Genomic DNA, 21,576 nt, shown 5'->3' on the forward strand with positions numbered 1-21,576 from the left:
TCTTTACCCCCTCACGAGCCCAATCACCACAACGGCAAGAAGCGCCGCCAGACCGAGCACCGCCACCGCGGCCACGACGAGCCCCCACCTCGTCCGGGAATGCGCCGCGTTCGTCGCCGCTATCACGCCAGCGCCAACACGCGTCTGCTCCCAGGGCTCCGTCCTCGCCAGCACCTCTCGCGCCGCCACACCCGCCATGACGGCGGCCGCCCCTTCCCATGTCTCCGTGCTCATCAGCGCGCCCGTCTCCGGCGCCCACGCCGCCCCTGCCACCGGGCCGCGCCCCTCCCTCTCGGCCCCCGCAGCCCTGCCCGCCGCCGGCAGCGCCGGAGACGGAGGCGGCCCCGCGGCCGCTTCGTCCCCGATCCCAGGCGCCTTCCCCGCGCCCACCCGACCCAGCCCCCACGCCGGCTCCACCCTGAACCGCTGCGCCATCGCCAGCTTGCTCCGCGCATCGGCGACTGCCGGCGCGCTCCCCGGAGCTGCTCCCCCCGCCGGCAGCACCGCCATCAGCTGCACCGCCCTTGCCGCCCTCTCCCCCCGAGGCGTCCCAGCGCGCTCGCGGATCGCCCGCTCCCTCGCCGCGTCCGCCGCCTCGCTCAGGAGCTGCCGCGCGCCCGCGTCGTCCAGCGCCCTCTCCGCCGTCACCGCGGTCCGCGCCACCTCGCGCAGCGCCGCCGCGAGCTCCGCCGCCCGCGCAAACCGCGCTTCGGGCCTCTTGGCGAGGCACCTGGCCACCGCAGTCCAGAGCGCCTCCGGACACCCCGGGAGCACCTCCGGCAGGGGCGTCGCTTCCAGGTGCACGTGCGCCGCAAGGATCTCCGTCTCCCCGATGCCCGACGCCTCGTCGAGCACCGCGTACGGGTGCGCCCCGGCCAGCATCTCGTACACGACCACGCCGAGCGCATACAGATCCGCGCGCGCGTCCACGGCGCCCCCGGCGACCTGCTCCGGGGCCATGTAGCGCGACGTCCCGACCACCCTCCTTTGCCCGGTCAGCCCGAGGCCCACGCCCCGCGCGTCCTTCGCCACGCCGAAGTCGACGAGCCGCGCGCGCACGCCGTCGCTCACCAGGATGTTCTCGGGCTTCACGTCGCGGTGCACGAGGTCGGCCTCGTGCGCCGTCGAGAGCGCGTCCGCGATCTGGATCGCGTAGTGGAGCGCGCGCACCGGATCGAGCCGCGCGCCGCCTGCGATGATCTCCCGCAGCGGCACGCCCGAGGCGCGCTCCATCACCATGAAGAGCCGCCCGTCCGCGGCCCTGCCGGCGTCGTACAGCCGCACGATGTTCGGGTGCGCGACCCGCGCCGCGAGCTTCGTCTCCCGGAGGAAACGCTCGGCGTAACGCGCCTCCCCCGCGAGGGCGCGGTGGATGATCTTGATCGCCACCGGCCGCTCCAGCGCCGTGTCGAGAGCGGCCCAGACCTCGCCCATCCCTCCGCGTCCGAGGAGGCGATCGATCAGGAAGCGCCCCTGGAACAGCGCCCCGGGGCTCAACGGCTCATCGATGCTCGTCACCTCGCGACACCCCACCTCGCAGCGCCTGACGAACCTGACGATAACGAACGAGCGCCCCGGCCATCATCGCTCCTCTACCCTTGTTGCCCCTCCCGGGGAAAGGTAGCGTCGGGTGTCCATCGCGCGAAGCGCGCCGAGCGCATGCAGCGCCAGCGGGCAGCGCGCCCCCGGAGCCCGATGTCGAGCCCCCTCCCCGACCCCGATGACGGCGATCCGACCCTCGAGGCCCGCGTCGCCCACGCCGTCGCGCCGTACGCCGATCTCCTGCCCGCCGAGGATCTCGAGGCGCTGCGCGCGCTGACCGCGCGCTTCCTCGCGACGCACCCCGTCGCCGCCCCGCTCGTCGACCGGCTCCGCCCGCGCACGCCCCCCGCCGCGAGCGGCGAGGTCGACCGGCGCGAGCCCGCGGCGCTGGCCGAGGCCGCGCAGCGGCTCGCAGCGAAGGCGGGCGCTGCCAAGGGCCGAGGGCAAGGCGGCGCCCGATGAGCCACGGCGACCGGCCGCGGAGGCCCCTCCGCCCCGACCAGCAGGCGCTCGTCGCGGAGGCCGTGCCGCTCGTCGAGAAGCTCTGCGGTCACTTCCTCCGGCGGACGCGCGCGCACTACGTGTGCCGACGATCTCCGCTCCGCCGCGGTCCAGGCGCTCCACGAAGCCGCGCTCGGCTACGATCCAGCCCGCGGCGTCCCCTTCCAGGTCTACGCGTGGCGGCGCGTCGACGGCGCGCTGTCGGACGCGCTGCAGCAGGAGTCGAAGCACTGGCGCGCCGCCCGCGAGGACGGCTACGACGCCGCCGAGGCGGTGCAGGACACGAGCGACGTGCTCGCCGACGGCGACGCCGAGACGACCGCGCAGGCCGACGGGATGGCCGACCAGGTCGCGGCCGCCGCGGTGCTCGGCCTCGTCGGCCGCGCGCTGACAGCGCCGGGCGAGGAGGGCGAGCGGCTCCGCGCCACGTACGACCGCGCCATCCGCGCGGTGGAGGCCGCCCTGTCGCGGCTCCCGGACGAGGAGCGGCGCGTCCTCGTGCTCCGCCACATCGAGGAGCGGACCTGGCAGGCGATCGGCGCGGCGCTCGGCTGCTCGGAGCGGACCGCGAAGCGGCGCAGCGCGGAAGCCCAGAAGCGGTTCGCCGCCGCGCTGCGAGCCGACCGGGAGCGCGCGCAGGGGGGCGCCGCCGCGCCTGATCGGGTGGGGCTCTCGGGCGCGACGTCCGACGTCCGGGTAGAGCACCAGGCGGCGCGTGTCCCCGCCGCTATCCTTGCGGTCGAGCACGCAGAGCGCTCGCAGGAGACCCTTGGCATAGCGGCACGACGCGCGCCTTCACCTCCTCGAGAAACTCGCGCAGCCCAGAGGCGGCGCCCCGCTCCCGCAACCGCTCGAGCGGCGCTTCGGTCAAGCAGCGCGCCTCGCGCTCGCGATCGTCGCCCGTGAGCCAGCGGACCACCCGCTTCGGGTTCCGCTTCGCCTGCTCGTCTTTCGCGTCGAGCTGGTGCGCCTCGTCGCAGGGGGAGAAGCCGAGCTCGCGTCGAAGCTCGCCGAGGCGAGCGTGTTCTTCGTCCGACTCGGGCTCGAACCCCGCGAGCACCCACGCCTCGCGCATCGGATCGGGGCAGCCGAGGACGATTTGAAACGACGCCCACCGTGAGCCTTCGGTCCGGGCTTGAGCAAGCCCCTTCCGGCGGAGCTCCCCCTGATCATCCATGTCCCAGACGATGAAGACCGCTTCCAGGCGGATCGACGGATCCCGCTTACCCACCTCGCGCGCGATCGCGAACGCGTTCCTCGCGGTCTGGGCGCCCGCCGCCCCCGGCTTTCCGTCGAAATGCCCCGGCATGAAACGCACGTTGCCGAGGTCTCGCCTGTACGCCTCGAGCTTGTGGATGTCGAAGAACTCCTTGCCGTGGCCGTCGCTCGCCCATTCACGGATGGACTCCGGGTGCGAACGCAGGAGGACGCTCACCCAGGCGGGCCCCTCGTCGTGAAGCACGCGGTCCACGAGAGCGCTCGCTGTCAGGAAGTCGGCGTGGGCCTCACAGAAGACCAGGAGCTTCACGGCGCGCTCTCGGCGAGCACCCAGTCTCGCTCTGGATCCATGCTCCAGAGCTGGCCCGCCGAGAGCGTGCCTTTCACCTCCGTCGCCTGCGGGTGCTCGGAGAGGCGCTTGAGGGCCACGGTGCCGTCGTCGCGGAGCGCGAAGGCATAGATCTCGGAGGGGTCGAGCTCGTCGAGGATGTAGGGCGAGTGCGTCGTGGCGACGACCTGGAGATCGCTGAACTCCTCGAGCAGGCGTCTTACCAGCCGCACCAGATCCATCTGCGCCTGCGGGTGGAGCGACTCGGCGAAGTCATCCAGAAGCAGGACTTCCGGGCGGTTCGGGCCATGAAGCACGGTCAGGAGCGCCAGCGTGATGAGGGTCCCCTCGCTCGCCGCGTGCGCTGGGACGGAAGGGGCGCCGCGGAAATCGAAGAACACCTTGCTTCCGACGACGTCCTCGGCCTTGTGAGGCAGCTCTGGATTCGGGCGCCCGACCTTGGCCTGCCGGATTCGGACCCGCTCCACGTTCGGAATGATCCGACGGAGCGACTCTTCGATACGCTCGAACGCTTCGTCGTAACCGAGCTTGATCGCGGCGAGCGCGACGGCTGTGTTGGCCCCATCGTAGTCGACGCCGGGCGCGAGATCATCGCTGTACGCTGCGGCGGCGATGCGCTCCGCATTGAGCTTGTAGAGGGTCGCGGGGGCAACGGCCTCGTCGAGCCGCGGCACGATGCTGCGGAGGGGGTGGTCGCCATAAGCGGTGACCTTCTGCAAATCGCCGCTCCGTTTCCACTTCCACTCGACGTCCACCTCCGATCCCGAGAACGCGGTCCGGAAGCTCCAGTCCTCGTCCTCCCATGTGCCCCGTGACGTCAGCGCGATCGCCCCCCCTTTGGTCCCCCGGCGAAGCAGATCCCCGGGCGACCAATCACCCGTCAACACGTCCCGGGGCGCGTAGCGCACGAGGCGGCTCTGAAGCGCGAGCGCCTCGAGCACGCTCGTCTTCCCGGACCCGTTCGGGCCGACCAGCACAGTGAGCCGGCCGAGCGCGACGGTGCTGTCCCGATGGCCCTTGAATTCCTGGAGTCGAACGGACGTGATCATGCGGAAATTCCTGCAGGTCGAGCTTCCCCTGGCCGGAGAGCAGCGGCATCCGGGGCCGCCCGCCGCGTCAGGCGCCACGGGCAGGCGGAAAGGTACGCCCGTAGGACCAGTCAGTGAAGCCTGTCCTGTGAAGGCCTGGGCGTCCGTCGGCGGTTTGGCGGAGGCCCGGGGGCGGTTCGCCGCCGCGCTGCACGCGGACCGGGAGCGTGCAGCGCAGCGCCTCGGCACCAGCTCAGCCAGGGCTCTCCGTCACCAGCTCCGGGACGACAGGAGTCACCCCCGGCTCCTCCCCGCTGCCGCTCCCACCACCGCCGCCGCCATCGCCGTGCCCGTTCCCTTCGCCTCCCTTCGGCGCCTCCTTCCTCGACGACCGGGCCGAGTTGGGCCTGCCCACCGCGAACAGCGACGGGAACCGCTCCTGGATGCGCGAGTTCTTCCGCCACAGCCACAGCGCTGCCGCCCGCACCTCCTCGTAGCGCAGGCAGAGCAGCGTCCAGACCCGCACGTACCGGTCGAAGGCCTGCCGGGCCCTCGGCGTCATCGCCGTCGAGAGCTTCTGGATCATCGCCCCGGCCAGCTCCCGCGCGCGCGCCGCGTCGTCGGCCCGGTAGTGCTTCGGGTCCGCCTTCACGACGTCGGCGCGCAGCTCGTAGATCCGCGCGTAGCCGAGCAGATCGTTCGCGAGGTCGCGGTGCCCGGTGCCCGGCCGCAGCCGATCGAGCTCCGGCTTGATCGCGGGGTCGTCCGCGAGCTGGTACTCGCACAGCGCCTGCATGCGCGCCTCGACCTCCAGCCCCTCGGTGACCAGCGCGATCGGCAGCCGCGCCTCCGTCTCGAGCGCGCCGGCGGCCCGGGCCTCCGCGAGCGCGTGCAGCACGGCGAAACACGCGAGCTCCAGCTCGTCGACGTGCGTGACGTCGAACTCCTCCCGGGGCAGCCGCGCGAAGCGCGCGCACGTCGGGCGAGGACACGAACCCGACGACGCCGAGGGCCGCATACGTGGCCGCCTCGACGTCGATCCTCACGGTGATGAGCTCGGGCTCGGAGAGGCGGTCGAGCGCCGGGGCGAGCGCCTCGAGCGCCTTCTTGCCAGCCGCGGGGTCGTAAATGGGCGGAGCGTAGGATGGCTCTCCAGAGGCGGCAGCGGTCGCGGAGCGCTTCTTCGACTTCGTCACAGCAGGCATATCTCTCCTCCTGAAATCTCCTCGAAAAGGGAGGCTGTTGGTTGCGTTCGACCCGAGCCGTCGCCGCGCCGCGCGGACAGCGCGAGCGAACGATGGATCAGGGCCACCGGGACCGAGCGCGTCGCGCGAAGGGGATCCGTCGCCCGGCGTCCTTCCGTCCCGTCGAGGAGATCAATCGGGAGCGCGACCCCGATCGGGTCACGAAAATCGATCAGGGTCGGTCGATTTGTTTGCGGCTCCGGCGGGCACGGGCCCTGCTTGCGCGGAGGTCCGTCAACACGAGAAAAAGAGGCCCGCGGCGCTGTCGAGAGCCTCCGCCCAGAGTTTCATCGCTCCCGGCGGCTCTCGACAGCCTCCGCCCAGAGTTTCATCTCTCCCTCCTCGGTCGACGCCGGTTCGCCCACGCGCCCGAACGCAATCTTGCCGAAGAACGAGATCTTCACGCTCCCCTCCGGAGACCGAACGAGCACCGTCCTCGCGTTGGCCTCTTCTTGCAAGGCATCGCCTTCTCGAAGCCATGGGATCTCGCGCTCGAGCTCGTGATGATCCAACGGATCGTGCGCAAAGAAGTCGAAGTCGATGGATTCACGATGCCCGAGGCGCAACGCAAGCGCCGTGCCGCCGTAAAGAACGAAGCGCCTGGGGACGCAAGCGAGCTCGGGCCAGAGCGCTCGCTGGGCGGCGGGAAGCACGTCGAGCCTGGGCAGAAGGCGCGTCACGGAAGCGGGCGTTCCAGCAGAGGCGGAGGTCGGCGGCCGAAGAAGAGGTGCCAGTAGTTCCAGGACTTCGGATCCATCACGCCCGGGGGAGCGTGATCCAGCGCGCCCAACAAGGCCTGGTCGCCCATCGCGCGCCGCACGGCTCTCACGTCCTCCGCCGTTCCGAGCGTCATCACCTGACAGAGAAAGTGATGCGGGCGAGCGAGGGTGACCGCGGGCGGCTGCCACCAGACGTACCTGGCTGCAAGCTCGCGGAGCTCGGCGTCAGCGTTCACCAGCAAATCCTACTGCTCACCGGCCGATCCGGCTACCGCGTAGCGGCCCTCCAGCCGGCAGCAGGCGCAGCAGGAGACCGGGGGCGCGACGCGACCCAGCCTGGCCTCCTTCCGCCCGCGGATCGCCGCGCCGGAGACGCGGGGCGCAGGGTCCCGTTCGGCGGGCTCGCCCGTCACATCGGGTGCTCCTCTGCCGCATAGACGGCGTCGCTCGCGGCGCCGCGCGCGCACCCGCTCAGACGCCCGCCGAAGCGGCAGCCCCTTGCCGCCCCAGGCAGCCGCCGCCCTACAGCGTCAGCACCAGCTTGCCCACGGTGCTGCCCGACTCGATCGCCCGGTGCGCCTCGCCCGCTCTCTCCAGCGGGAACGTCTTCACCGGCGGCGCCGAGAGGCGCCCCTCCTCCACCCAGCCGAGGAGCCGCTCCATGGCCTCGCGCAGGATCTCCGTCCTGTGGAAGAGATACGAGAGGTTGAAGGCCAGCACGCTCTTGTTGTCGTTGCAGAGATCGAGCGGGTTGAAGCGCGGCATCCGGAGGAAGTCGACAGCGAGCTTCGGGTAGCTCGGGCGGCCGCCCTGCCGCGGAAGCATCGTATGGAAGCCGTACACCACGAGCTTGCCGGCCGAGGCCACGTGCCTGTAGCTCTGCCGCAGCGTCTCGACCCCGTTCGCGTCGAGCACCACGTCGTAGCCCTCGGGCGCAAGCCGCTCCGCCGCCGCCCAGAGCGGCTCGCTGCTCTTGTCGATCACCGCGTCCGCGCCGAGGCGCCTCGCCGTCTCGACCTTGTGCGCCGCGCCCACCACGCCGACCACCCGACAGCCGGCGATCTTGCCGAGCTGCACGAGCGCGCTGCCCACGCCGCCGGCGGCCGAGTGCACAAGAAGGGCCATGTCTGGACGCAGCCGCACGAGCTCGAAGAGCGCGTAGTACGCCGTCATGAACACCGCCGGGAAGCCGGCCGCCTCCTCCGGTGTGAGCCGCGCCGGCAGCGGGAAGACCTGGTGTCGCGGGACCGCGACGCGCGAGGCGTAACCGCCGAAGCGCGTTACGCCGAAGACGGGCGCCCCGAGCGCAAGATCGGAGACGCCCTCGCCGAGCGCGGCGACCGTGCCGGCAAACTCGAAGCCGGGCGTGATCGGCCAGCCGACGTACTTCTTCGCCGACTCGTAAAGGCCCATGCGGACGACGCAGTCGGCGTAGTTGACGCCAGCCGCCCGCACGTCGACGAGCACCTCGCCGGGCGCGGGGGCCGGATCGGGGTGCTCCTCGACGCGGAGCTTGTCGTGGCTGCCGGGCTCGTGGACGACGATCTTGCGCATGGGCACCTGCTCTGCCGAAATGGCCTCACCCCGGATCGGACACCGCGGAGACGGCGACGGCGGTTGTACACCGATCGGGACGGGAAAGCGCTGCGAAGCGGCGGGCTTCCTGCGCTCAAGGCCTCGCCAGCAGCCGCAGCGGCGCGCTCGGGGCGGTGCGCTGAGTTAGCCGATGAATTGGGAGCGCCGCGCTGCAGCTGTTGCGCCGGTCTGGCGGATCGGAGATCCTCTCGACGCATGGGGCATCCCGCGGTCGACAACACGACGCCGTTTGCCCTGGAGCCCGTCTTCCTCACCGACGAGGAGGGCCGCCCACTCCTCGTCGTCGTGGTGCAGGCGACCTTCGACCTGCACCCCGTGCGCGGCATCGACCTCGCCGAGCGGCAGCCGCCGCTGAGCATCGCAGGCGAGCTGTGGGGGGCCGACGCCGCCACGTCGAGCTACAAGATCGAGCCGGCGTTCGCCTTCTTCAAGCCCGCCACGGACGTGGTCTTGATCGGCCATGCACAAGCGCCGCGCCATGCCGTCCCGGAGCTCCAGGTGGTGTTCCGCGTCGGTCCGGTCGGGAAGGCAGTGCGCGTCCTCGGCGATCGGACGTGGGTGCGGAGCTCGGGAGGGCTCGTCCCATCGAGACCGCGGCCGTTCGATCGCATCCCGCTCACCTACGAGCACGCCTTCGGCGGCTGGGACCGGAGCCCCCCTGATCCGGCCAAGCACGCGTACGAGCCGAGGAACCCGGTGGGGATCGGCTTTCGCGCGCCGAACGCGGCAATCGAAGAGGGCCTCCGCTTGCCAAACATCGAGGATCCGGACGACCCGCTGCAGCATTATGGTCAAACGGTCGCGCCGGCGGGCATGGGGTTCGTCTCGCCAGGCTGGCAACCCCGGGCCGCGCTGGCCGGGACGTACGACGAGGCGTGGTCGAAGGAGCGGATGCCGCTCCTGCCGAGAGACTTCGATCGGCGCTTCTTCAACGCCGCGTCGAGGGGGCTCGTCGCGCCGGGATACCTGCGGGGCGATGAGCCGGTGCTTGTGGAGAACGCGTCGCCGTTCGGGAGGCTCTCGTTTCGGCTGCCAGGACTCCGCCCGCCGAGGTGCCGCGTAGGGCTCGTGCAGCAGGGCGATGCCCCGGTGGAGCTGCGGCTCGACACCGTGATCGTGGACACCGACGCCGATCGGGTGCAGCTGCTGTACCGAGGGCACGTCGTGCTGCGGGACGGGCCGCACGACGTGCACACGATCGCGCTCGAGGAAGAACTGGGCCCGGTGCGGAGACACGCGCTCCCGAACGCCGTCGTGAAAGAGCTCAGCGGAGGCAAGGCGCTCTGAGGATCCCCGCTGGAGGGAACCACGAGATCAAGTACGGAGACTGGCTTTTGCGGAGCCGCTCAGCTTCCGACGACCTGCCAGGCGTCGGGCGGCGCCGCGGGCGCGCTCCGCGCGCGCGCCGCGGACGGGACCAGAAGGTAATCGCTCGACGTCTTCATACCGGCGCTCTCCGCCAGAGTCACCAGCGCGAGCCCTTCCACGGACAGCCTGCCCTCCGTCGCCAGCTCCTCGTCCGCGATGGATTCGGTCTGAGCGAGCCGCAGATAACGGGCCTCGACCTGCTCCAGGAAGCGCCGGAGCGCCTCGTCAAACAGCGCGTCATCTCGTCGCAGCAGCGCCCGGCAGAGATCGAGCCGTGGATCATCGGCGCCCTCCAGGACCGACTCGTAGCGCTCCAGCAGGCCTGTTCCCTCCTCGTGAGCCCGCCTCAGGAGCCAGAGCCTCAGAAACGCAAAATAGAGAAAATCCTCCTCGTACTCCACGTCGCTCCGGCTGGTCCGAAGGCGCAGAGCGATCTCCCGCGCCCCGTCGAGATCGAGCGCCGCGATTGCGTCGAAGAGCGGCTTGCATCGGCTCAGCACCTGTTCGGCCTCGCCCGCCCGCTGGAGGTAGTGCGCGAACGAGCGGCCGCTCTTGTACATGTAGATCTGAAATGCAGGGGCATCCATGTACAGGAACAGCGCGCCGATCGCGATGACGCGATACTGCTGGCTGAACCTGAGCGCCTGCTTGAAGCTCAGCCGGTGGGCCACCGCCGCGGGGAGCATCTGCTCACAGTCGTGGTGGGCATTCCCCATGTAGGCCCGCAGGAACTTCGATGCCATGGCGACCTCTACCTCACCGCTCCAACGAGCATTGCCCCAACATGGCCCCAGCCGGAGCTGGAGAGCACGAGCGACCGCGCGCGCGACGCGTAGCGGCGCTCCAAGGAACGCGCCGCGATCAAGAGCCCCAGCACCCCGCTCGCCGCGCCGACGTGCCCGAGCGAACCGCAGGGGAGCACCAGCCTCACGTACGGCCCGAGCACATCGGCGCACCGCGCCTGGGCGTAGCCCCACTCCGCGGCGCGCCAAGGCACACCGTCGAGATCGAGGATGACGTCGCCCTCGAAGCTGGCAGGCGCGGAGCCGCGCAAGGCGGCCTGATGGATGACGCGAGCGAGGCCTGCACCGGCGCTGCTCTTGCCGGCGAGCACGTGGGCCTCCTCGCGGTCGGTGACGGCCGCGTGCACCGCTGCCACGATCGGCGCGCTCCGCCGCAGCGCGGCCGAGCGTGACTCGAGCATCACGCACGCCGCAGCTTCGCCGGGGACGAGCCCGACAGGGTTCTGCGGCGACTTCAGCCACCCCCGATCCAGCAGCCACTCCAAGGTGATGGTGTCAAGGCATGAATCCGCCGCGACGAGGAGGACGCGATCGAGGTCCCGCTGGGTGATGCGCTGAGCAGCCAGCTTGATCGCTTCGGCCGCGCCAGCCGGACCCATGTCGAGGAGCGCCACCGAACGCTGGGGTATCGGCAGCCCGAGCGCGCGGACGAGCTGAGCCGAGAGCGACGCCTTCAGCTCCTCGACGTCCCCCTCGGCGTCTTCGAAGCGCTCTTCGTTGAGGGGAGGCCCGATGAACGCGAGCCCCGTGCGCTCCCAGGTTCGCGCGTCGACCGCCGCGGGGAGGCTCGATTCATCCCGCAGGCTGTGCACGGCCCCCTGAGCGAGCCGGATGAGCCTCCCGAGCTCGACGAACCCCTCGGTGTAGCCCCGGATCGGATAACCGGTGAGCGGGACCGACACTTGCTGCTCCTCGTCGAGCACGCTGAACCAGGGGATCTCCCGTGGCACGCAGAGCCCAGCACGTATCGATGCGCAGGTCGTCGCGGCGCTCTGACCGACACAGGAAAGTGCACCGTAGCCCGTAATCACCAGGTCCATCGCTCTCCCAGGACGTCCACGAGCAACGCTTCACCGGCGCTCAGCCGACCACAACATCCAGCGCTTCGAGCAGCACGTTCGTGAAGCTGCCCGTCCTCAGGGCCTGCGCCAGGTCGGCGCGCACGATGTACTCGGTCACTTCCTTGTCCACACGGAACAACGCCGGCAAGGCGTGGATCTTGCCTCTGTCAAGGACGAGCTTCTCGATCTTGGTGACACTCCCCTGCTTGCCGTACTTCACCCCGCTGGCCCCCTCATCGAGGCAGTCGAACGCTCCGATCGGATTGACGATCCAGTAATCTCTCGAGTACACCCGCTTGCGATGATCGTACAGAGTGAACGTGAGGTACTCGATGTCGACCTCTTGGCAGTGCTGCTCGATGACGTCCTTCATCGCCGATGAGACGATGAGATAGCTCTCCGTGTTGCCAAGGAGCGACGAGAGCTTGATGCCCGGGTTCTCCTCTCTCAGATGGATCTTGGCGTTCTCCGGGTAATGCGGCGCCGCGCGGACACCACGGGCCATGCAGTAGCTCTTCATGCCCATGCCCCGGGGAGGGTCCTCGATCAGGACGAGATCCTCGTCCGCTAGATCGCCCGTCGTAGACAGCAAGTGAAAGCTCATCGCGTCTGTCTCCTCGGCCCGCGCACGGCCCTCATCTGAACCTTTGTTTGCCCATGTCGTCGAGGCTGGAGACCTGCTCCTTGCCCGCCGTGACCACGCGCCGGAACAGCGTCTCCGACAGCGACACGAGCTGGTCCTTCATATCCGAGTACTTCGTCAGCTCGCAGTTGTCGATGTTCTGCTGGTTCGCGCTGAGTATCTTATTGACCTTCGCCTTGACGTGCTTGCTGTAGGTCCGGTGGCTGTACGAGCTGAACTCGCGGTGACGCGGCAGCTCGAGCTGGCGCGCGATCGCGGCGTCGAGCGGGAGCAGGATCATGTTGTCCTTGTGGTTGATGTTGTAGCCCTCATCGAGCAGCCCCGCGCGCACCGCCCAGAGGACCGCGTCGATGGTGTCGAACTTGTCTTGAATGCAGCCGTTCAGGACGCCGTTCGGAATCAGGTGATGCGCCTCATGATAATAGGGGACGTTCGCGCTGTCCTTGTGGTTGACCTTTCCACGCCGCCCCAGCTCCCCGACGTCCCATTCGTGCGGACGAGGCGCCTTGCGCTCCCGCCACCGGAATCCGCTCGTCCCGCAGCGGACGGCCAGGGTCGTCTTCTTCATGCCCTCGTATTTCGGCCAATCGTAGAGCCCGCTCGTCAGCTCTGCCTTCTTGAAGCCCTGCCAGCTGTGGCTGCAGGAGACCTCCATCCTCCCGACATGCCGGTTCAAGCACTGGCCGCCCTCGGTCGCCCTCGAGACGGGCTTGTGATTGAGCTTGTGTTCGATATCCGCCGTGTGCTGCTTCTGGGACATGGTTCGATCTCCGTCCGCTCCGCCGTGGCCCCTCCGCTCAGCCGAGCGACTCGGAGCAGCAGGCGCACTGCTTGGTCACGGCGGGCCCTGGCGCCGGGATCACCACCACGGGCCCCTGCACCAGCGGGAACGGCGGCGTGTTCTTGTCGTTATGAAGCATCATGTCGAGGGCTCGCGCCACGCCCTTCCCCTCGAACTTCACGTCGAAGGAGTAGTTCACGAACTCCGCCTTCCCCTTCGTCTTGTTCGACGCCACCCCGCCACCCGCGGTCCCCGCCTCATCGCCGGTGCTGGTGCTGAAGTTCGAGTCCGCCACGCAGACGGGGTTGCCGTCGCACTTCACCTTCTTGGTGCCCTTGGCGGTGTCGCTGGCGACGGCGATGTTGGGGTACGGGATGGGGATCGGCCCGCCCGGGCTCGGGGTCTTGCAGACGTCGGGGAAGCTCGGGGTAACCCCACCGCTGTCCTTGTGGACCACCGACATCGAGTTCACTCCCACTGTCACGCCCATCGAAACCTCCCTCTCACGAGATTCGATTCCTGCCCGGTTGCCGATGTGGCCTTGCTCGCCAGCCGCCTGGGCAGCGTTCAGCAGCTCGCCGGTCCCCTGTCGTGCCCCAACACCGGCCCCCGCACCTCGACCACCTCGCGCCGCACCCTCCGCATCACTATCTCCACCGCCGCCGCACCCCTCGCCGGCTGGCTCCCCCTCTGCAGCACCTCCCCGAGCCACTCCACTGCCAACGGCCTGCCGAGCAGGTGTCGCGTCCCCCGCTTGAGCTCCTTCCCCCGGCTCCCCCACCACGCCGCGATCTTCTCCCTGTCCGGCCAAGGCAAGCTCTCGTCCGGATCCATCGCCACGTCCTCGTCCTCCGGATCATCGCTCGGCCCGCCCTGAAACCCAGCCGGCCGCGCCCCCCGGAGCTTCGCCTCCTCGAGATCCACCCCGGTGATCATCGTGAACGCCCCGCCCGCCGCCCGCGCGAGCTCCGGCGTCCCCATGCACTCGATGATCCACGGCATCAGCGCCGGATCCCCGAGCGCCGCCGCCCCCGCAAGCGCCACGCGCGCCCCCCGCATCGTCCCGGCGATCGCGCGCAGCCAGCTGGACGCCATCCCCGGATCCATCTTCCGCATCGCCGTCGCGCAAGCCCGCTCGGCGAACGGCCCTCCACGATCCGCGATGGTTCCGAGCACCCTCAGCGCCGCCGCATCGCCGAGCAACGCCGCCGACCACGCCGCCGCGAACCGGCACGCCTCGTCCTCGTTGCCCAGCGCTCCGCGCACCTCGTCCAGCAGGTCCCCCCGCCCGAGCTCCCCGACGGCGCGCAGCGCCCGCGCCTTCAGGCGCAGATCGCTCGACATCACCGCGTACCCCAAGGGCGCCCCCGGGTCCTGCCGGTGAACCGCGCACCCCGCGATCCCGATGCGGTGCAGCTCCGGCCCGACCCGGTGCGAGAGCAGCCCCGGCAGGATCCCCCGCACTTTATCGAAGCTCACCCACCCCAGCGCCGACACGATCGCCCGCGACAGCGCCGGCACGCCCCCGCCCACGTCGAGCACCCCGGCGATGCCCCTCAGATCCCGCCGCTCCACCGCGAGCACCATGGGCGCAAACAAGCTCCCCGGCTCCTCCTCGTCGATGGCGCCCTTGCAGATCTCCCACCCCGCATCACCCGCCAGCCGCAGGCCGTCGACATGCGCCTCCAGCCGCTCGTCCAGCTCACCGAGGCTCTGCAAATCGTAGAGCGGATCCACCACCGCAGCGTCCCGGTACGACCACAGGAACGCCGCCTCCTGGGCGTGCTGCTCGAAGATCTCGGCCTCGATCGTCGAGATCAATTGATCTGCACCGATCCGCCCTGGATCCGGTTCACGCCGGAGGACCGGGTCAGCAGATAAGCCCCACGAATCAAGATCTTCCCAGCGCGCGTCAGCGTGATGCTGGCCTTCCCGCACTGGAGCACGATCTCCTTCTCCGCGGTGAACACCAGCCGCTCACCGTCCGCGGTCGCCGTCGCCCCGTCGCGCACCGCCGCGCTCGCGCTCTCCCCCGCCACGTGCATCCGCCCCATCACCACCGGCCTGTCGCGCCGCCCGCCCTCGAACAGGAGCGCCACCTCCCGCCCCTCGTCCTCCGGCCCGAGCGCCGTCATCGCCCGCGCAGGAATCCCCCCGCGCGCCCCCTCTCCCAGGACAGCCGCCTCGACGAGCGGCTCGCCGCTCTGCGCGAACCCCACGATCCGCCCCACCACGACGCCCTCGATCGGCCCGGCCTTCTCCGCCTCGGCCCGGACGCGCTCCTCGTGCGCCGCGACCACCAGCTCGAGGAGACCCTCCGCGCCCTCGATCGCTCCCGCTTCTCCCCCACCCTCATCCGCCAGCTCCCCGCCGGCGGCAGCAGCCTCCCCTTCCCCCTCCTCGATCAGGATCGCCTCGCCGCTCGGCTCCGCCGCCGGTGCCCGCCCGTCGTCTCTCATCACCCAGCTCCTCCGCTCCCCCTCATCCCCGAAGCGCCCGCGAGCCCCCGCTCCGCCTCAGTTCACCCCCACGTTGCTCCCCTTGATCTTCACGTTCCCGGACGCCTCGACGTTCACCGCCCCCTCGCTCTTCACGTCGAGCTTCTTCCCCTCGACCCGGATCGGCCCCTCGCCCTTCACCGTGATCTTCTTCCCCTGCACCGTCACGTTCCCGTTCTTCTCGACCGTGATCGTGGCGTCCCCGCACTGGATCGAGAGCTTCTCCCCGATGATCATCGTCTTCTTCTCCTTCACCTCCTCCTTTGCGCTCTTCCCGATCGTCACCGTCATGTCCTTGCCCACCGTCACGGTGTAGCCCTCGTCCACGCTCGTCGACTTGCCCTTGGAGACGCTCTCCGAGCTCGAACCGGCCACCGACTCGCTCTTGTTCTTGCCGATCGACGCGCTCTGGCTCTTGCCCACGTCGATCGACTGGCTCCCGGCGACCGACTCGGTGTGATCCCCCTCCACGCTGACCGAGCGGTTGCCCCCGACCGAGAGGGTCTCGTCCTCGCCGATGCTCTCCGTGTGGCTCTTCGCGACGTCGATGCTCTTGCTGCCGCCGATCTGCTCGCTCTGGTCGTTCCCCACCACCTTGCTCCGGTCGTGGTCCACCTCGAGCGCCTCGTCGTTCCCGATCCACTGCTTCTTGTCGTGCTCGATCGCGATGTTCCAGTCCTTCTGACCGTGCAGGAAGATCTCCTCCGAGCCCTTCTTGTCCTCGAACCGGAGCTCGTTGGACCCCCCGCCGCCCTTCGAGCTGTTCGACTTGAGGGTGCTCTTCGTCTTCTCCGCAGGGAGCGCGTACGGCGGCACGTTGGTGCCATGATAGACGCTCCCCACCACGAGCGGCCGGTCCGGATCGCCCTCCAGGAAGTCGACAACCACCTCGTGGCCGATCCGCGGCAGGAACACCGCGCCCCACGCAGAGCCCGCCCAGATCTGGCTCACGCGGATCCAGCACGAGCTCTGGGCGTCCTTCTTGCCCTCGCGATCCCAGTGGAACTGGACCTTGATGCGGCCGTGCTCGTCCGTATAGACCTCCTCGCCAGCAGGGCCGACCACGATCGCGGTCTGGATCCCCTTGATCGTCGGCCAAGGCGTCACCGACTGCGGACGGAAGGGGACGTCGGACGGCACGACCTGGAACTGGTTCCGGTAGGCCGCGGCGTCGCCCTCGGGGACAGCGTCCACCGTGGGCTCGTGGCCCTCATGGCGCACGGACACCAGCAGATACTCCCGGTTGAAATCGTCGCGCGCGTGCTCCGCGAGCGTGAAGGTCTGGCCAGGAACGAAGCGCGGGCAGACACTCTCGCCGCTGCCGGTCTTGCGTGAGGTCTGGAGCTGCTCGAGCCGGATCTTGGCGATGCTCGATCCCGCGCCGGGCGCGTCGTAGTCCCCAGGATAGTCGTAGACCTCGAGATCGTCGTCCGCCTCGGCCTGGGCGTTGCTCTCGAGCGACAGGCTGGGCTTCTTGAAGTTGTAGTCGCGCAGCGTCACCTTCCCGGAGCGCACCCGCTCGGCATAACGGAAGCGGGAGACGTGCTCGCTCTGGTGGAGCGCGCCGAGCGGCGGCCGGAACACGACGGTGCTCTCCCCCGCGATCGGCCCGTGCCCCGACGCACCGTCAGAGAACACGAGCACGTGGCCGCCCTCGTCGTGCTCGAAGTAATAACAGATGCCCTCCTCCTCGAGCAGGCGCGACACGAAGGCGAAGTCGCTCTCCCGGTACTGCACGCAGTACTCCCGCGGGCGATAGGCGCCGCTCAGCACGAAGCGATAACCCTTGCTCGAGATCCCGGCCGCGCGCAGGACCTTTTCGATGATCTCCGGGGTGGAGAGCGCCTGGAAGATTCGGCTGTTCCTGCGGTGCTTGAGGCGGGAGACATCGGGCACGATCGTGGCGTGATAGGCCGTGACCCGCTTGCCCTCCTCACCTTGCTCGAAGCTCGCGACGACACCGTGAAGGTGCCGCGGCAGCTCGCCGATCTGCCAGGTGAGAAGCGCCGTCTTGCCCACGACGTCCGCGAACGCGATGTCCCTGTCCGCGCAAGCGACGAGCACATCGAAATGGAAGAGCTCGGAGATGCCCTCGCGCCCCTCGAACCGCGTCACACGGAGATCGTGCTCCAGTCCGTCGACCTGAAACGAGTGCATGGACTCTCCCCTGTTCAGAGCGCGTGCGCGGACAGACCGCGGGCAGCATTCAACCGGAGTCATCCTACATGCTGCGACCGCTCGACCGCAATGGACGGCTGAGCTCGATGCCTGTGAGGCGCGTCGGGACAGCCGAACGCGGCGTCGGCGCGGCCGACGGGCGCGCGCCGGAGCGGCGCGGCCTCGGCAGTCCCCGGGAGTGCTAGCCGTGAAGCAGCCCTGCCTCGGCCATCGCGGCAAGGAACTGAGCGCCGAGCGCCTCCGGCAAAGCGCCCGCATCGCCGAGGCGCTGCGGATGCACGATGGGCGGCGCCGCATGGACCTGCGCGGTGACGAGAGGCGCTGGCGAGAGAAGCGAAGGGGGCGCTGGAGGCGCGCTGGATGACGCTGCCTGGCGCGGAGGCCCGGCAGGCGCGGCGACCGGAGCTCGGCGCGCGTCGAACGGCGTCGCGGCGGAGGCGATCGCCCTGGCCGCGTCCTCGGGCTCGAGCGAGGTCGTCTCCCCGAGCGGATCGCGGACGCCGCCGGGCCGCGCCGGCGCGACGGCTGCCGCGCGCGGGGCGACGGCCGGCTGCGACGTCGCCGGCGTCGCCGAGCGCGCAGGCTCCGAAGGCCCTCGCGCTGCGCTGAACGGCATCGCCCCGGCGGCCACCACCCTGGCCGCGTCCTCGGGCTCGAGCGCGTCCGTCTCCCCGAGCAGATCGCGGACGCCGCCGGGCCGCGCGGGAGGGGCCGCATCAACGCGCGGGGCGACGGCCGGCTGCGACGCCGCCGGCGTCGCCGAGCGCGCGGGCTCCGAAGGCACTCGCGTTGCGCTGAACGGCGTCGCCGCCGCCGCAACCACCCTGGCCGCGTCCTCGGGGCTGAGCTGGTTGGTGCCGTCCAGCGTGCTGGCCTTGGGGTTTTGCTGCGAGGCCGATCCCGAGGGCGCGGCCCGCGCAGCGGACGCGCTGCCGGCGGCGAACGGATCGGCCCATGCGATCGGCTGCACCGGGAGCTCCACGCCCGCGAGCACGCGCAGCGACTCGATCTCCGCCTCCTCGACGGGCGTATGGCCGCGCCACACCACCGAGCAGCGACGCCGATCCACGTCGACGTGCACCGTGTCGGCGCGGAGCGAGATCGGCTCCCCGGCGCGCGGCGAGGCAAGCTTCTGGCGGTACAGCCGCGCGACGCCGCGCGCCTCGGGCAGCTGCGTCCGGAGCTTCGGCCGCAGCGCGATCATGCCTCCAAGCACGATCCACTCGTCGCCGCGCAGCGCCGGGATGCGCTGATCCATGGGCGCCGCCTGGAAGTAGCTCCAGTCGAGCCCTTCGGGGATGTCGAGCAGCGAGCCGTGGACGCGACGCGCGTCGACCGCGCCGAGCAGCCGGCTTCGCAGCGGCGAGGTGCGGGGAAGCGGCCCCAGGCCGTCGATACGGACGTGGGAGCGGGCTGGCCCGACGCGCGCGGAGCCGTCGAGCTGAGCTTGCTTGTCGATGCGGACCTGGCCGTCCTGCACGACCGTCAGCCGGACCATGGCGTGAGGCGACGAGAAGCCCGGCGGCAGCTCTGCATGGCCGGTCACCACGACGCCGCACGGATCGAGGTACGGCGCGAGATCGCTCGCGGCCTGGAGCCGCTGGCCAGAAGGATCCGGCTGCTCCTCCACCGCGATCGGGTCCGGGGCAACGAGCGACATGCGCCCCTCGGGGACGAGCGCGAACGTCGCCTTCACGACGACGGTGACATGGAGCCGGCCGCGAAGGCGAAAGCAGACCGTCGCAGCGACAGATGGGCCGAGCGGGGTGACAGCGACTCGCTGGCTGGACGCAGACATCGAAGCGCGCGTCATGTCGGAGACGATACTACGTCGGAAGCTCGGAGTTGCGCCGTCGGGTGCGCCCGAGCCCTGCGCCGCGCCGCCGGGCCGGCCGCACGGGACGGACACCCCTCCCGCCCTGTGCTAGAGCGGCGCCTGAATGCGCATCGCGCTCGTTTACCCGCCGACCTGCGATCCCACGGCCCCGTACCTCGCGGTGCCGATGCTGACCGGCTTCCTCCGCGCGAACGGCGTGGAGGTCCTGCCCGTCGACGCGAACGTCGAGGCCTTCGACGCGCTCCTCACGCCGCAGCGCATGGCCGACCTCCGCGACCGCCTCGAGGCGCGCCTCGGGGAGCTCGACCGCCGCGCCTCGCTCGCGCACACAGACCAGCTCGAGTACCTCGCCCTCGCCCGCGCGCGCGGCGACGCGCACGCCGTCCCGGAGGCGGTGGACCTCGCCAAGGCCACGCTCCGCTCCCCTGACGCCTTCTACGATCCGGACGCCTACGCCCGCGCGGTCGCGACGCTCGACGCGGCGCTCGGCGTCGTGTCCGCCACGCACCACCCGCTCAAGCTCGACTTCACGGCGTACCACACGCCGTTCGGCCTGACGTCGATGGACGAGATCGCCCGGTCGAGCCGGCCGGAGCACGACCCCTTCGACGCCTGGGTGCAGCAGACGCTCGTGCCCCGGCTCCGCGACGCGCGCGCCGACATCGTGGGCCTCTCCGTGTGCTTCCCGGGCCAGCTCCAGCCCGCGTACGCGTTCGCGCGCAAGATCAAGGAGGCGCTGCCCGGCGCGCACGTCACGTGCGGCGGCCCCGGCGTCACGCAGCTGCTCCTCCGGCTGTCGGGCGAGCGGCTCGCGCGCGCGCTCGGCCCGTTCGACTCGGCGTGCCTGTTCGAGGGCGAGCACACCCTCCTCGCGCTCGCGCGCGCGCTCGACGAGGGCCGGCCGCTCCGGGACGTGCCGAACGTCGTCGCGCGCGATCGCCTGATGGGCGCGCGCTGGACGTCCGGCCACGGCATGGAGGACCTGAAGGCGCTCCCCGCGCCCGACTTCGATGGGCTCCCCCTGGAGGCGTACCTCGCGCCGGCGCTCGTGCTCCCGTACGACCCGACGCGGGGCTGCTACTGGGGGAAATGCACCTTCTGCCATTACGGGCTCGCGGAGGTCGGCACGGCGGCGTACCGCGAGCGCGCCGTCGAGACCATCGTGGCGCACCTCGCGGCCCTCGGCGCGCGGCACGGCACGCGCCACTTCTACCTGTCGCAGGACTCGGTCGCACCGAAGACGCTCGTGAAGATGGCGCAGGCGATCCTCGACGCCGGCCTCGACGTGCGATGGGCCACCGACCTCAAGCCGGAGAAGTACCTGACCAGGGAGCGCGCGGACGTGCTGCGCCGCGCGGGCGCCGTCGCGTGCGCGCTCGGCGTCGAGTCCGGGTCGCCGCGCGTCCTCGGCCTCATCGACAAGGGCGCGCCCGTGGAGGTCGTCTCCGACGTCATCGACCACCTCGCGTCCGCGGGCGTGGCCGCCGAGGCGATGTGCTTCACGGACTTCCCCACCGAGACGCACGCCGAGGCCGTCGAGACGCTCGACTTCCTGCGCGCGCGGCGGGAGGCGCTCGCGGTCTACATCGTCGGCGAGTTCGGGCTGACGCACGGCTCGCTCGTCGCGCAGACCCCGGACCGCTTCGGGATCGACGAGGTGTTCGCGCTCGAGGGCGACGAGCTCGGGCTCGGCCTGTTCTTCGTCCCGCGGGAGCCGTGGAAGACCGACGCCGAGCGCTCCGACGTCGACGCGCGGCTCTCCGACCTGTCGCGCGGCTGGACGTTGCGCAGCTATCCGTGGGCCGGCGCCGTGTCGACCGCACACACGATCCTCCAGTACGACCGCTTCGGCCCCGGCGTCTTCCGCGATCGCGCGGCGCGCCGCCCCGACGACAGCATCCCCGGAGCCAGCACCATCGAGCGCGGGCTGCGCTTCGATCCGCGCGCCGCCGAGCACGCGGAGGCGCGCGAGGCGGAGATCTGGGCGACGCTCGTCCACGAGGAGCGGCGCGTTGGGCGCGACGCCTACGAGCGGCTCGCGCGGTCGTTGCCGCCGCTCCGGCCGAGACCGGTGCGGGTCAGGTTCGTCGCGGGCGCCGCGCCGGCCGTGACGTCAGGGCGACGGCCGTCGCACGCGACCAGCTCGGCACGCTGAGCCTCGGCCAGGGGGCGCTCCTGGGGCCACCCACCCCGCGCTATCCCGCCGCCGC

Annotated in this window: 19 protein-coding genes and 1 pseudogene; 4 read left to right on the forward strand and 16 right to left on the reverse strand. The window is 70.8% G+C overall.

The genetic code is table 11. From position 1 onward, the window contains the following. Positions 1–3: 3 nt before the first annotated feature. Positions 4–1,518 carry a serine/threonine-protein kinase gene (locus tag WME73_RS27905; protein WP_437911506.1) on the reverse strand — a complete coding sequence of 505 codons (1,515 nt, stop codon included), beginning with the start codon at positions 1,516–1,518 and terminating at the stop codon, positions 4–6. A 177-nt stretch (positions 1,519–1,695) separates the two neighbouring features. Here WME73_RS27905 and WME73_RS27910 point away from each other — a divergent pair, with 177 nt between their 5' ends. Both WME73_RS27910 and WME73_RS27915 read left to right on the forward strand, forming a co-directional pair. Further along, positions 1,696–2,004: a hypothetical protein gene (locus WME73_RS27910; RefSeq protein WP_437911507.1), complete on the forward strand. Its 309-nt coding sequence runs from the start codon at positions 1,696–1,698 to the stop codon at positions 2,002–2,004. Between the two features lie 174 nt (positions 2,005–2,178). After that, positions 2,179–2,586, forward strand: a pseudogene (locus WME73_RS27915) (sigma-70 family RNA polymerase sigma factor); the annotation flags it as partial. Positions 2,587–2,770: 184 nt separating this feature from the next. Here WME73_RS27915 and WME73_RS27920 read toward each other — a convergent pair. From WME73_RS27920 to WME73_RS27945, 6 genes are all read right to left on the reverse strand, one after another. Then, entirely contained in the window at positions 2,771–3,571 is an 801-nt protein-coding gene (locus WME73_RS27920) for a hypothetical protein (protein ID WP_437911508.1), read from the reverse strand. Next, on the reverse strand, positions 3,568–4,659 hold the full coding sequence (locus WME73_RS27925; protein ID WP_437911509.1) for an AAA family ATPase: 1,092 nt from the start codon (positions 4,657–4,659) through the stop codon (positions 3,568–3,570). The genes WME73_RS27920 and WME73_RS27925 overlap by 4 nt, the downstream gene beginning before the upstream one ends. A gap of 232 nt (positions 4,660–4,891) precedes the next feature. Next, a complete protein-coding gene (locus WME73_RS27930; protein ID WP_437911510.1) occupies positions 4,892–5,656 on the reverse strand; it encodes a hypothetical protein in 765 nt (254 codons plus the stop codon). Positions 5,657–6,169: 513 nt separating this feature from the next. Next, a complete protein-coding gene (locus tag WME73_RS27935) occupies positions 6,170–6,562 on the reverse strand; it encodes a nucleotidyl transferase AbiEii/AbiGii toxin family protein (protein WP_437739438.1) in 393 nt (130 codons plus the stop codon). Continuing rightward, positions 6,559–6,837 carry a hypothetical protein gene (locus WME73_RS27940; RefSeq protein WP_437911511.1) on the reverse strand — a complete coding sequence of 93 codons (279 nt, stop codon included), beginning with the start codon at positions 6,835–6,837 and terminating at the stop codon, positions 6,559–6,561. Before WME73_RS27940 ends, WME73_RS27935 begins: the two co-directional genes overlap by 4 nt. A 286-nt stretch (positions 6,838–7,123) precedes the next feature. Then, positions 7,124–8,155: a synaptic vesicle VAT-1 family membrane protein gene (locus tag WME73_RS27945; RefSeq protein ID WP_437739440.1), complete on the reverse strand. Its 1,032-nt coding sequence runs from the start codon at positions 8,153–8,155 to the stop codon at positions 7,124–7,126. Positions 8,156–8,392: 237 nt separating this feature from the next. Between WME73_RS27945 and WME73_RS27950 the strand changes: the two genes are divergently transcribed. After that, positions 8,393–9,484, forward strand: a complete 1,092-nt coding sequence (locus tag WME73_RS27950; RefSeq protein ID WP_437739441.1) for a DUF2169 family type VI secretion system accessory protein — start codon at positions 8,393–8,395, stop codon at positions 9,482–9,484. Positions 9,485–9,543: 59 nt separating this feature from the next. On the opposite strand, the gene WME73_RS27955 is transcribed toward WME73_RS27950, so the two are convergent. The 9 genes from WME73_RS27955 to WME73_RS27995 all read right to left on the reverse strand — a co-directional run bounded on the left by WME73_RS27955 (position 9,544) and on the right by WME73_RS27995 (position 19,342). After that, positions 9,544–10,308, reverse strand: coding sequence for an Imm49 family immunity protein (locus WME73_RS27955; protein WP_437739442.1), 765 nt, complete (start codon positions 10,306–10,308; stop codon positions 9,544–9,546). 8 nt (positions 10,309–10,316) lie between these two features. Then, complete coding sequence (locus WME73_RS27960) at positions 10,317–11,408, reverse strand: hypothetical protein (RefSeq protein WP_437739443.1); 1,092 nt, start codon at positions 11,406–11,408, stop codon at positions 10,317–10,319. A gap of 40 nt (positions 11,409–11,448) precedes the next feature. Further along, positions 11,449–12,033 (reverse strand): imm11 family protein, encoded by a 585-nt coding sequence (locus tag WME73_RS27965; RefSeq protein WP_437739444.1) that lies wholly within the window; start codon positions 12,031–12,033, stop codon positions 11,449–11,451. A gap of 31 nt (positions 12,034–12,064) precedes the next feature. Next, the gene (locus WME73_RS27970) at positions 12,065–12,832 is read right to left on the reverse strand and encodes an AHH domain-containing protein (protein WP_437739445.1); all 768 of its coding nucleotides are present in this window, start codon (positions 12,830–12,832) and stop codon (positions 12,065–12,067) included. Between the two features lie 37 nt (positions 12,833–12,869). Further along, positions 12,870–13,343, reverse strand: coding sequence for a DUF4150 domain-containing protein (locus tag WME73_RS27975; RefSeq protein ID WP_437323031.1), 474 nt, complete (start codon positions 13,341–13,343; stop codon positions 12,870–12,872). A 77-nt stretch (positions 13,344–13,420) separates the two neighbouring features. Further along, positions 13,421–14,674, reverse strand: a complete 1,254-nt coding sequence (locus WME73_RS27980) for a TIGR02270 family protein (protein WP_437911512.1) — start codon at positions 14,672–14,674, stop codon at positions 13,421–13,423. Next, the gene (locus tag WME73_RS27985) at positions 14,671–15,153 is read right to left on the reverse strand and encodes a DUF6484 domain-containing protein (RefSeq protein ID WP_437873897.1); all 483 of its coding nucleotides are present in this window, start codon (positions 15,151–15,153) and stop codon (positions 14,671–14,673) included. Before WME73_RS27985 ends, WME73_RS27980 begins: the two co-directional genes overlap by 4 nt. Before the next feature lie 216 nt (positions 15,154–15,369). After that, the gene (locus tag WME73_RS27990) at positions 15,370–17,508 is read right to left on the reverse strand and encodes a type VI secretion system Vgr family protein (protein WP_437911513.1); all 2,139 of its coding nucleotides are present in this window, start codon (positions 17,506–17,508) and stop codon (positions 15,370–15,372) included. A 202-nt stretch (positions 17,509–17,710) separates the two neighbouring features. Beyond that, the gene (locus WME73_RS27995) at positions 17,711–19,342 is read right to left on the reverse strand and encodes a DUF2169 domain-containing protein (protein WP_437911514.1); all 1,632 of its coding nucleotides are present in this window, start codon (positions 19,340–19,342) and stop codon (positions 17,711–17,713) included. A 127-nt stretch (positions 19,343–19,469) separates the two neighbouring features. Between WME73_RS27995 and WME73_RS28000 the strand changes: the two genes are divergently transcribed. Beyond that, positions 19,470–21,521 carry a B12-binding domain-containing radical SAM protein gene (locus WME73_RS28000; RefSeq protein ID WP_437911515.1) on the forward strand — a complete coding sequence of 684 codons (2,052 nt, stop codon included), beginning with the start codon at positions 19,470–19,472 and terminating at the stop codon, positions 21,519–21,521. Positions 21,522–21,576: the final 55 nt, after the last annotated feature.

It is taken from the genome of Sorangium sp. So ce302 (assembly GCF_051530145.1).
Classification (GTDB): Bacteria; Myxococcota_A; Polyangia; order Polyangiales; family Polyangiaceae; genus Sorangium; species Sorangium cellulosum_B.

What these genes read in the sequence shown, in the direction of transcription:
- WME73_RS27910 (WP_437911507.1), top strand. Translation starts at nt 1,696, where the DNA reads ATGTCGAGCCCCCTCCCCGACCCCGATGACGGCGATCCGACCCTCGAG.
- WME73_RS27925 (WP_437911509.1), bottom strand. Translation starts at nt 4,659, where the DNA reads ATGATCACGTCCGTTCGACTCCAGGAATTCAAGGGCCATCGGGACAGC.
- WME73_RS27930 (WP_437911510.1), bottom strand. Translation starts at nt 5,656, where the DNA reads ATGCGGCCCTCGGCGTCGTCGGGTTCGTGTCCTCGCCCGACGTGCGCG.
- WME73_RS27945 (WP_437739440.1), bottom strand. Translation starts at nt 8,155, where the DNA reads ATGCGCAAGATCGTCGTCCACGAGCCCGGCAGCCACGACAAGCTCCGC.
- WME73_RS27950 (WP_437739441.1), top strand. Translation starts at nt 8,393, where the DNA reads ATGGGGCATCCCGCGGTCGACAACACGACGCCGTTTGCCCTGGAGCCC.
- WME73_RS27955 (WP_437739442.1), bottom strand. Translation starts at nt 10,308, where the DNA reads ATGGCATCGAAGTTCCTGCGGGCCTACATGGGGAATGCCCACCACGAC.
- WME73_RS27960 (WP_437739443.1), bottom strand. Translation starts at nt 11,408, where the DNA reads ATGGACCTGGTGATTACGGGCTACGGTGCACTTTCCTGTGTCGGTCAG.
- WME73_RS27965 (WP_437739444.1), bottom strand. Translation starts at nt 12,033, where the DNA reads ATGAGCTTTCACTTGCTGTCTACGACGGGCGATCTAGCGGACGAGGAT.
- WME73_RS27970 (WP_437739445.1), bottom strand. Translation starts at nt 12,832, where the DNA reads ATGTCCCAGAAGCAGCACACGGCGGATATCGAACACAAGCTCAATCAC.
- WME73_RS27975 (WP_437323031.1), bottom strand. Translation starts at nt 13,343, where the DNA reads ATGGGCGTGACAGTGGGAGTGAACTCGATGTCGGTGGTCCACAAGGAC.
- WME73_RS27990 (WP_437911513.1), bottom strand. Translation starts at nt 17,508, where the DNA reads ATGCACTCGTTTCAGGTCGACGGACTGGAGCACGATCTCCGTGTGACG.
- WME73_RS27995 (WP_437911514.1), bottom strand. Translation starts at nt 19,342, where the DNA reads ATGACGCGCGCTTCGATGTCTGCGTCCAGCCAGCGAGTCGCTGTCACC.
- WME73_RS28000 (WP_437911515.1), top strand. Translation starts at nt 19,470, where the DNA reads ATGCGCATCGCGCTCGTTTACCCGCCGACCTGCGATCCCACGGCCCCG.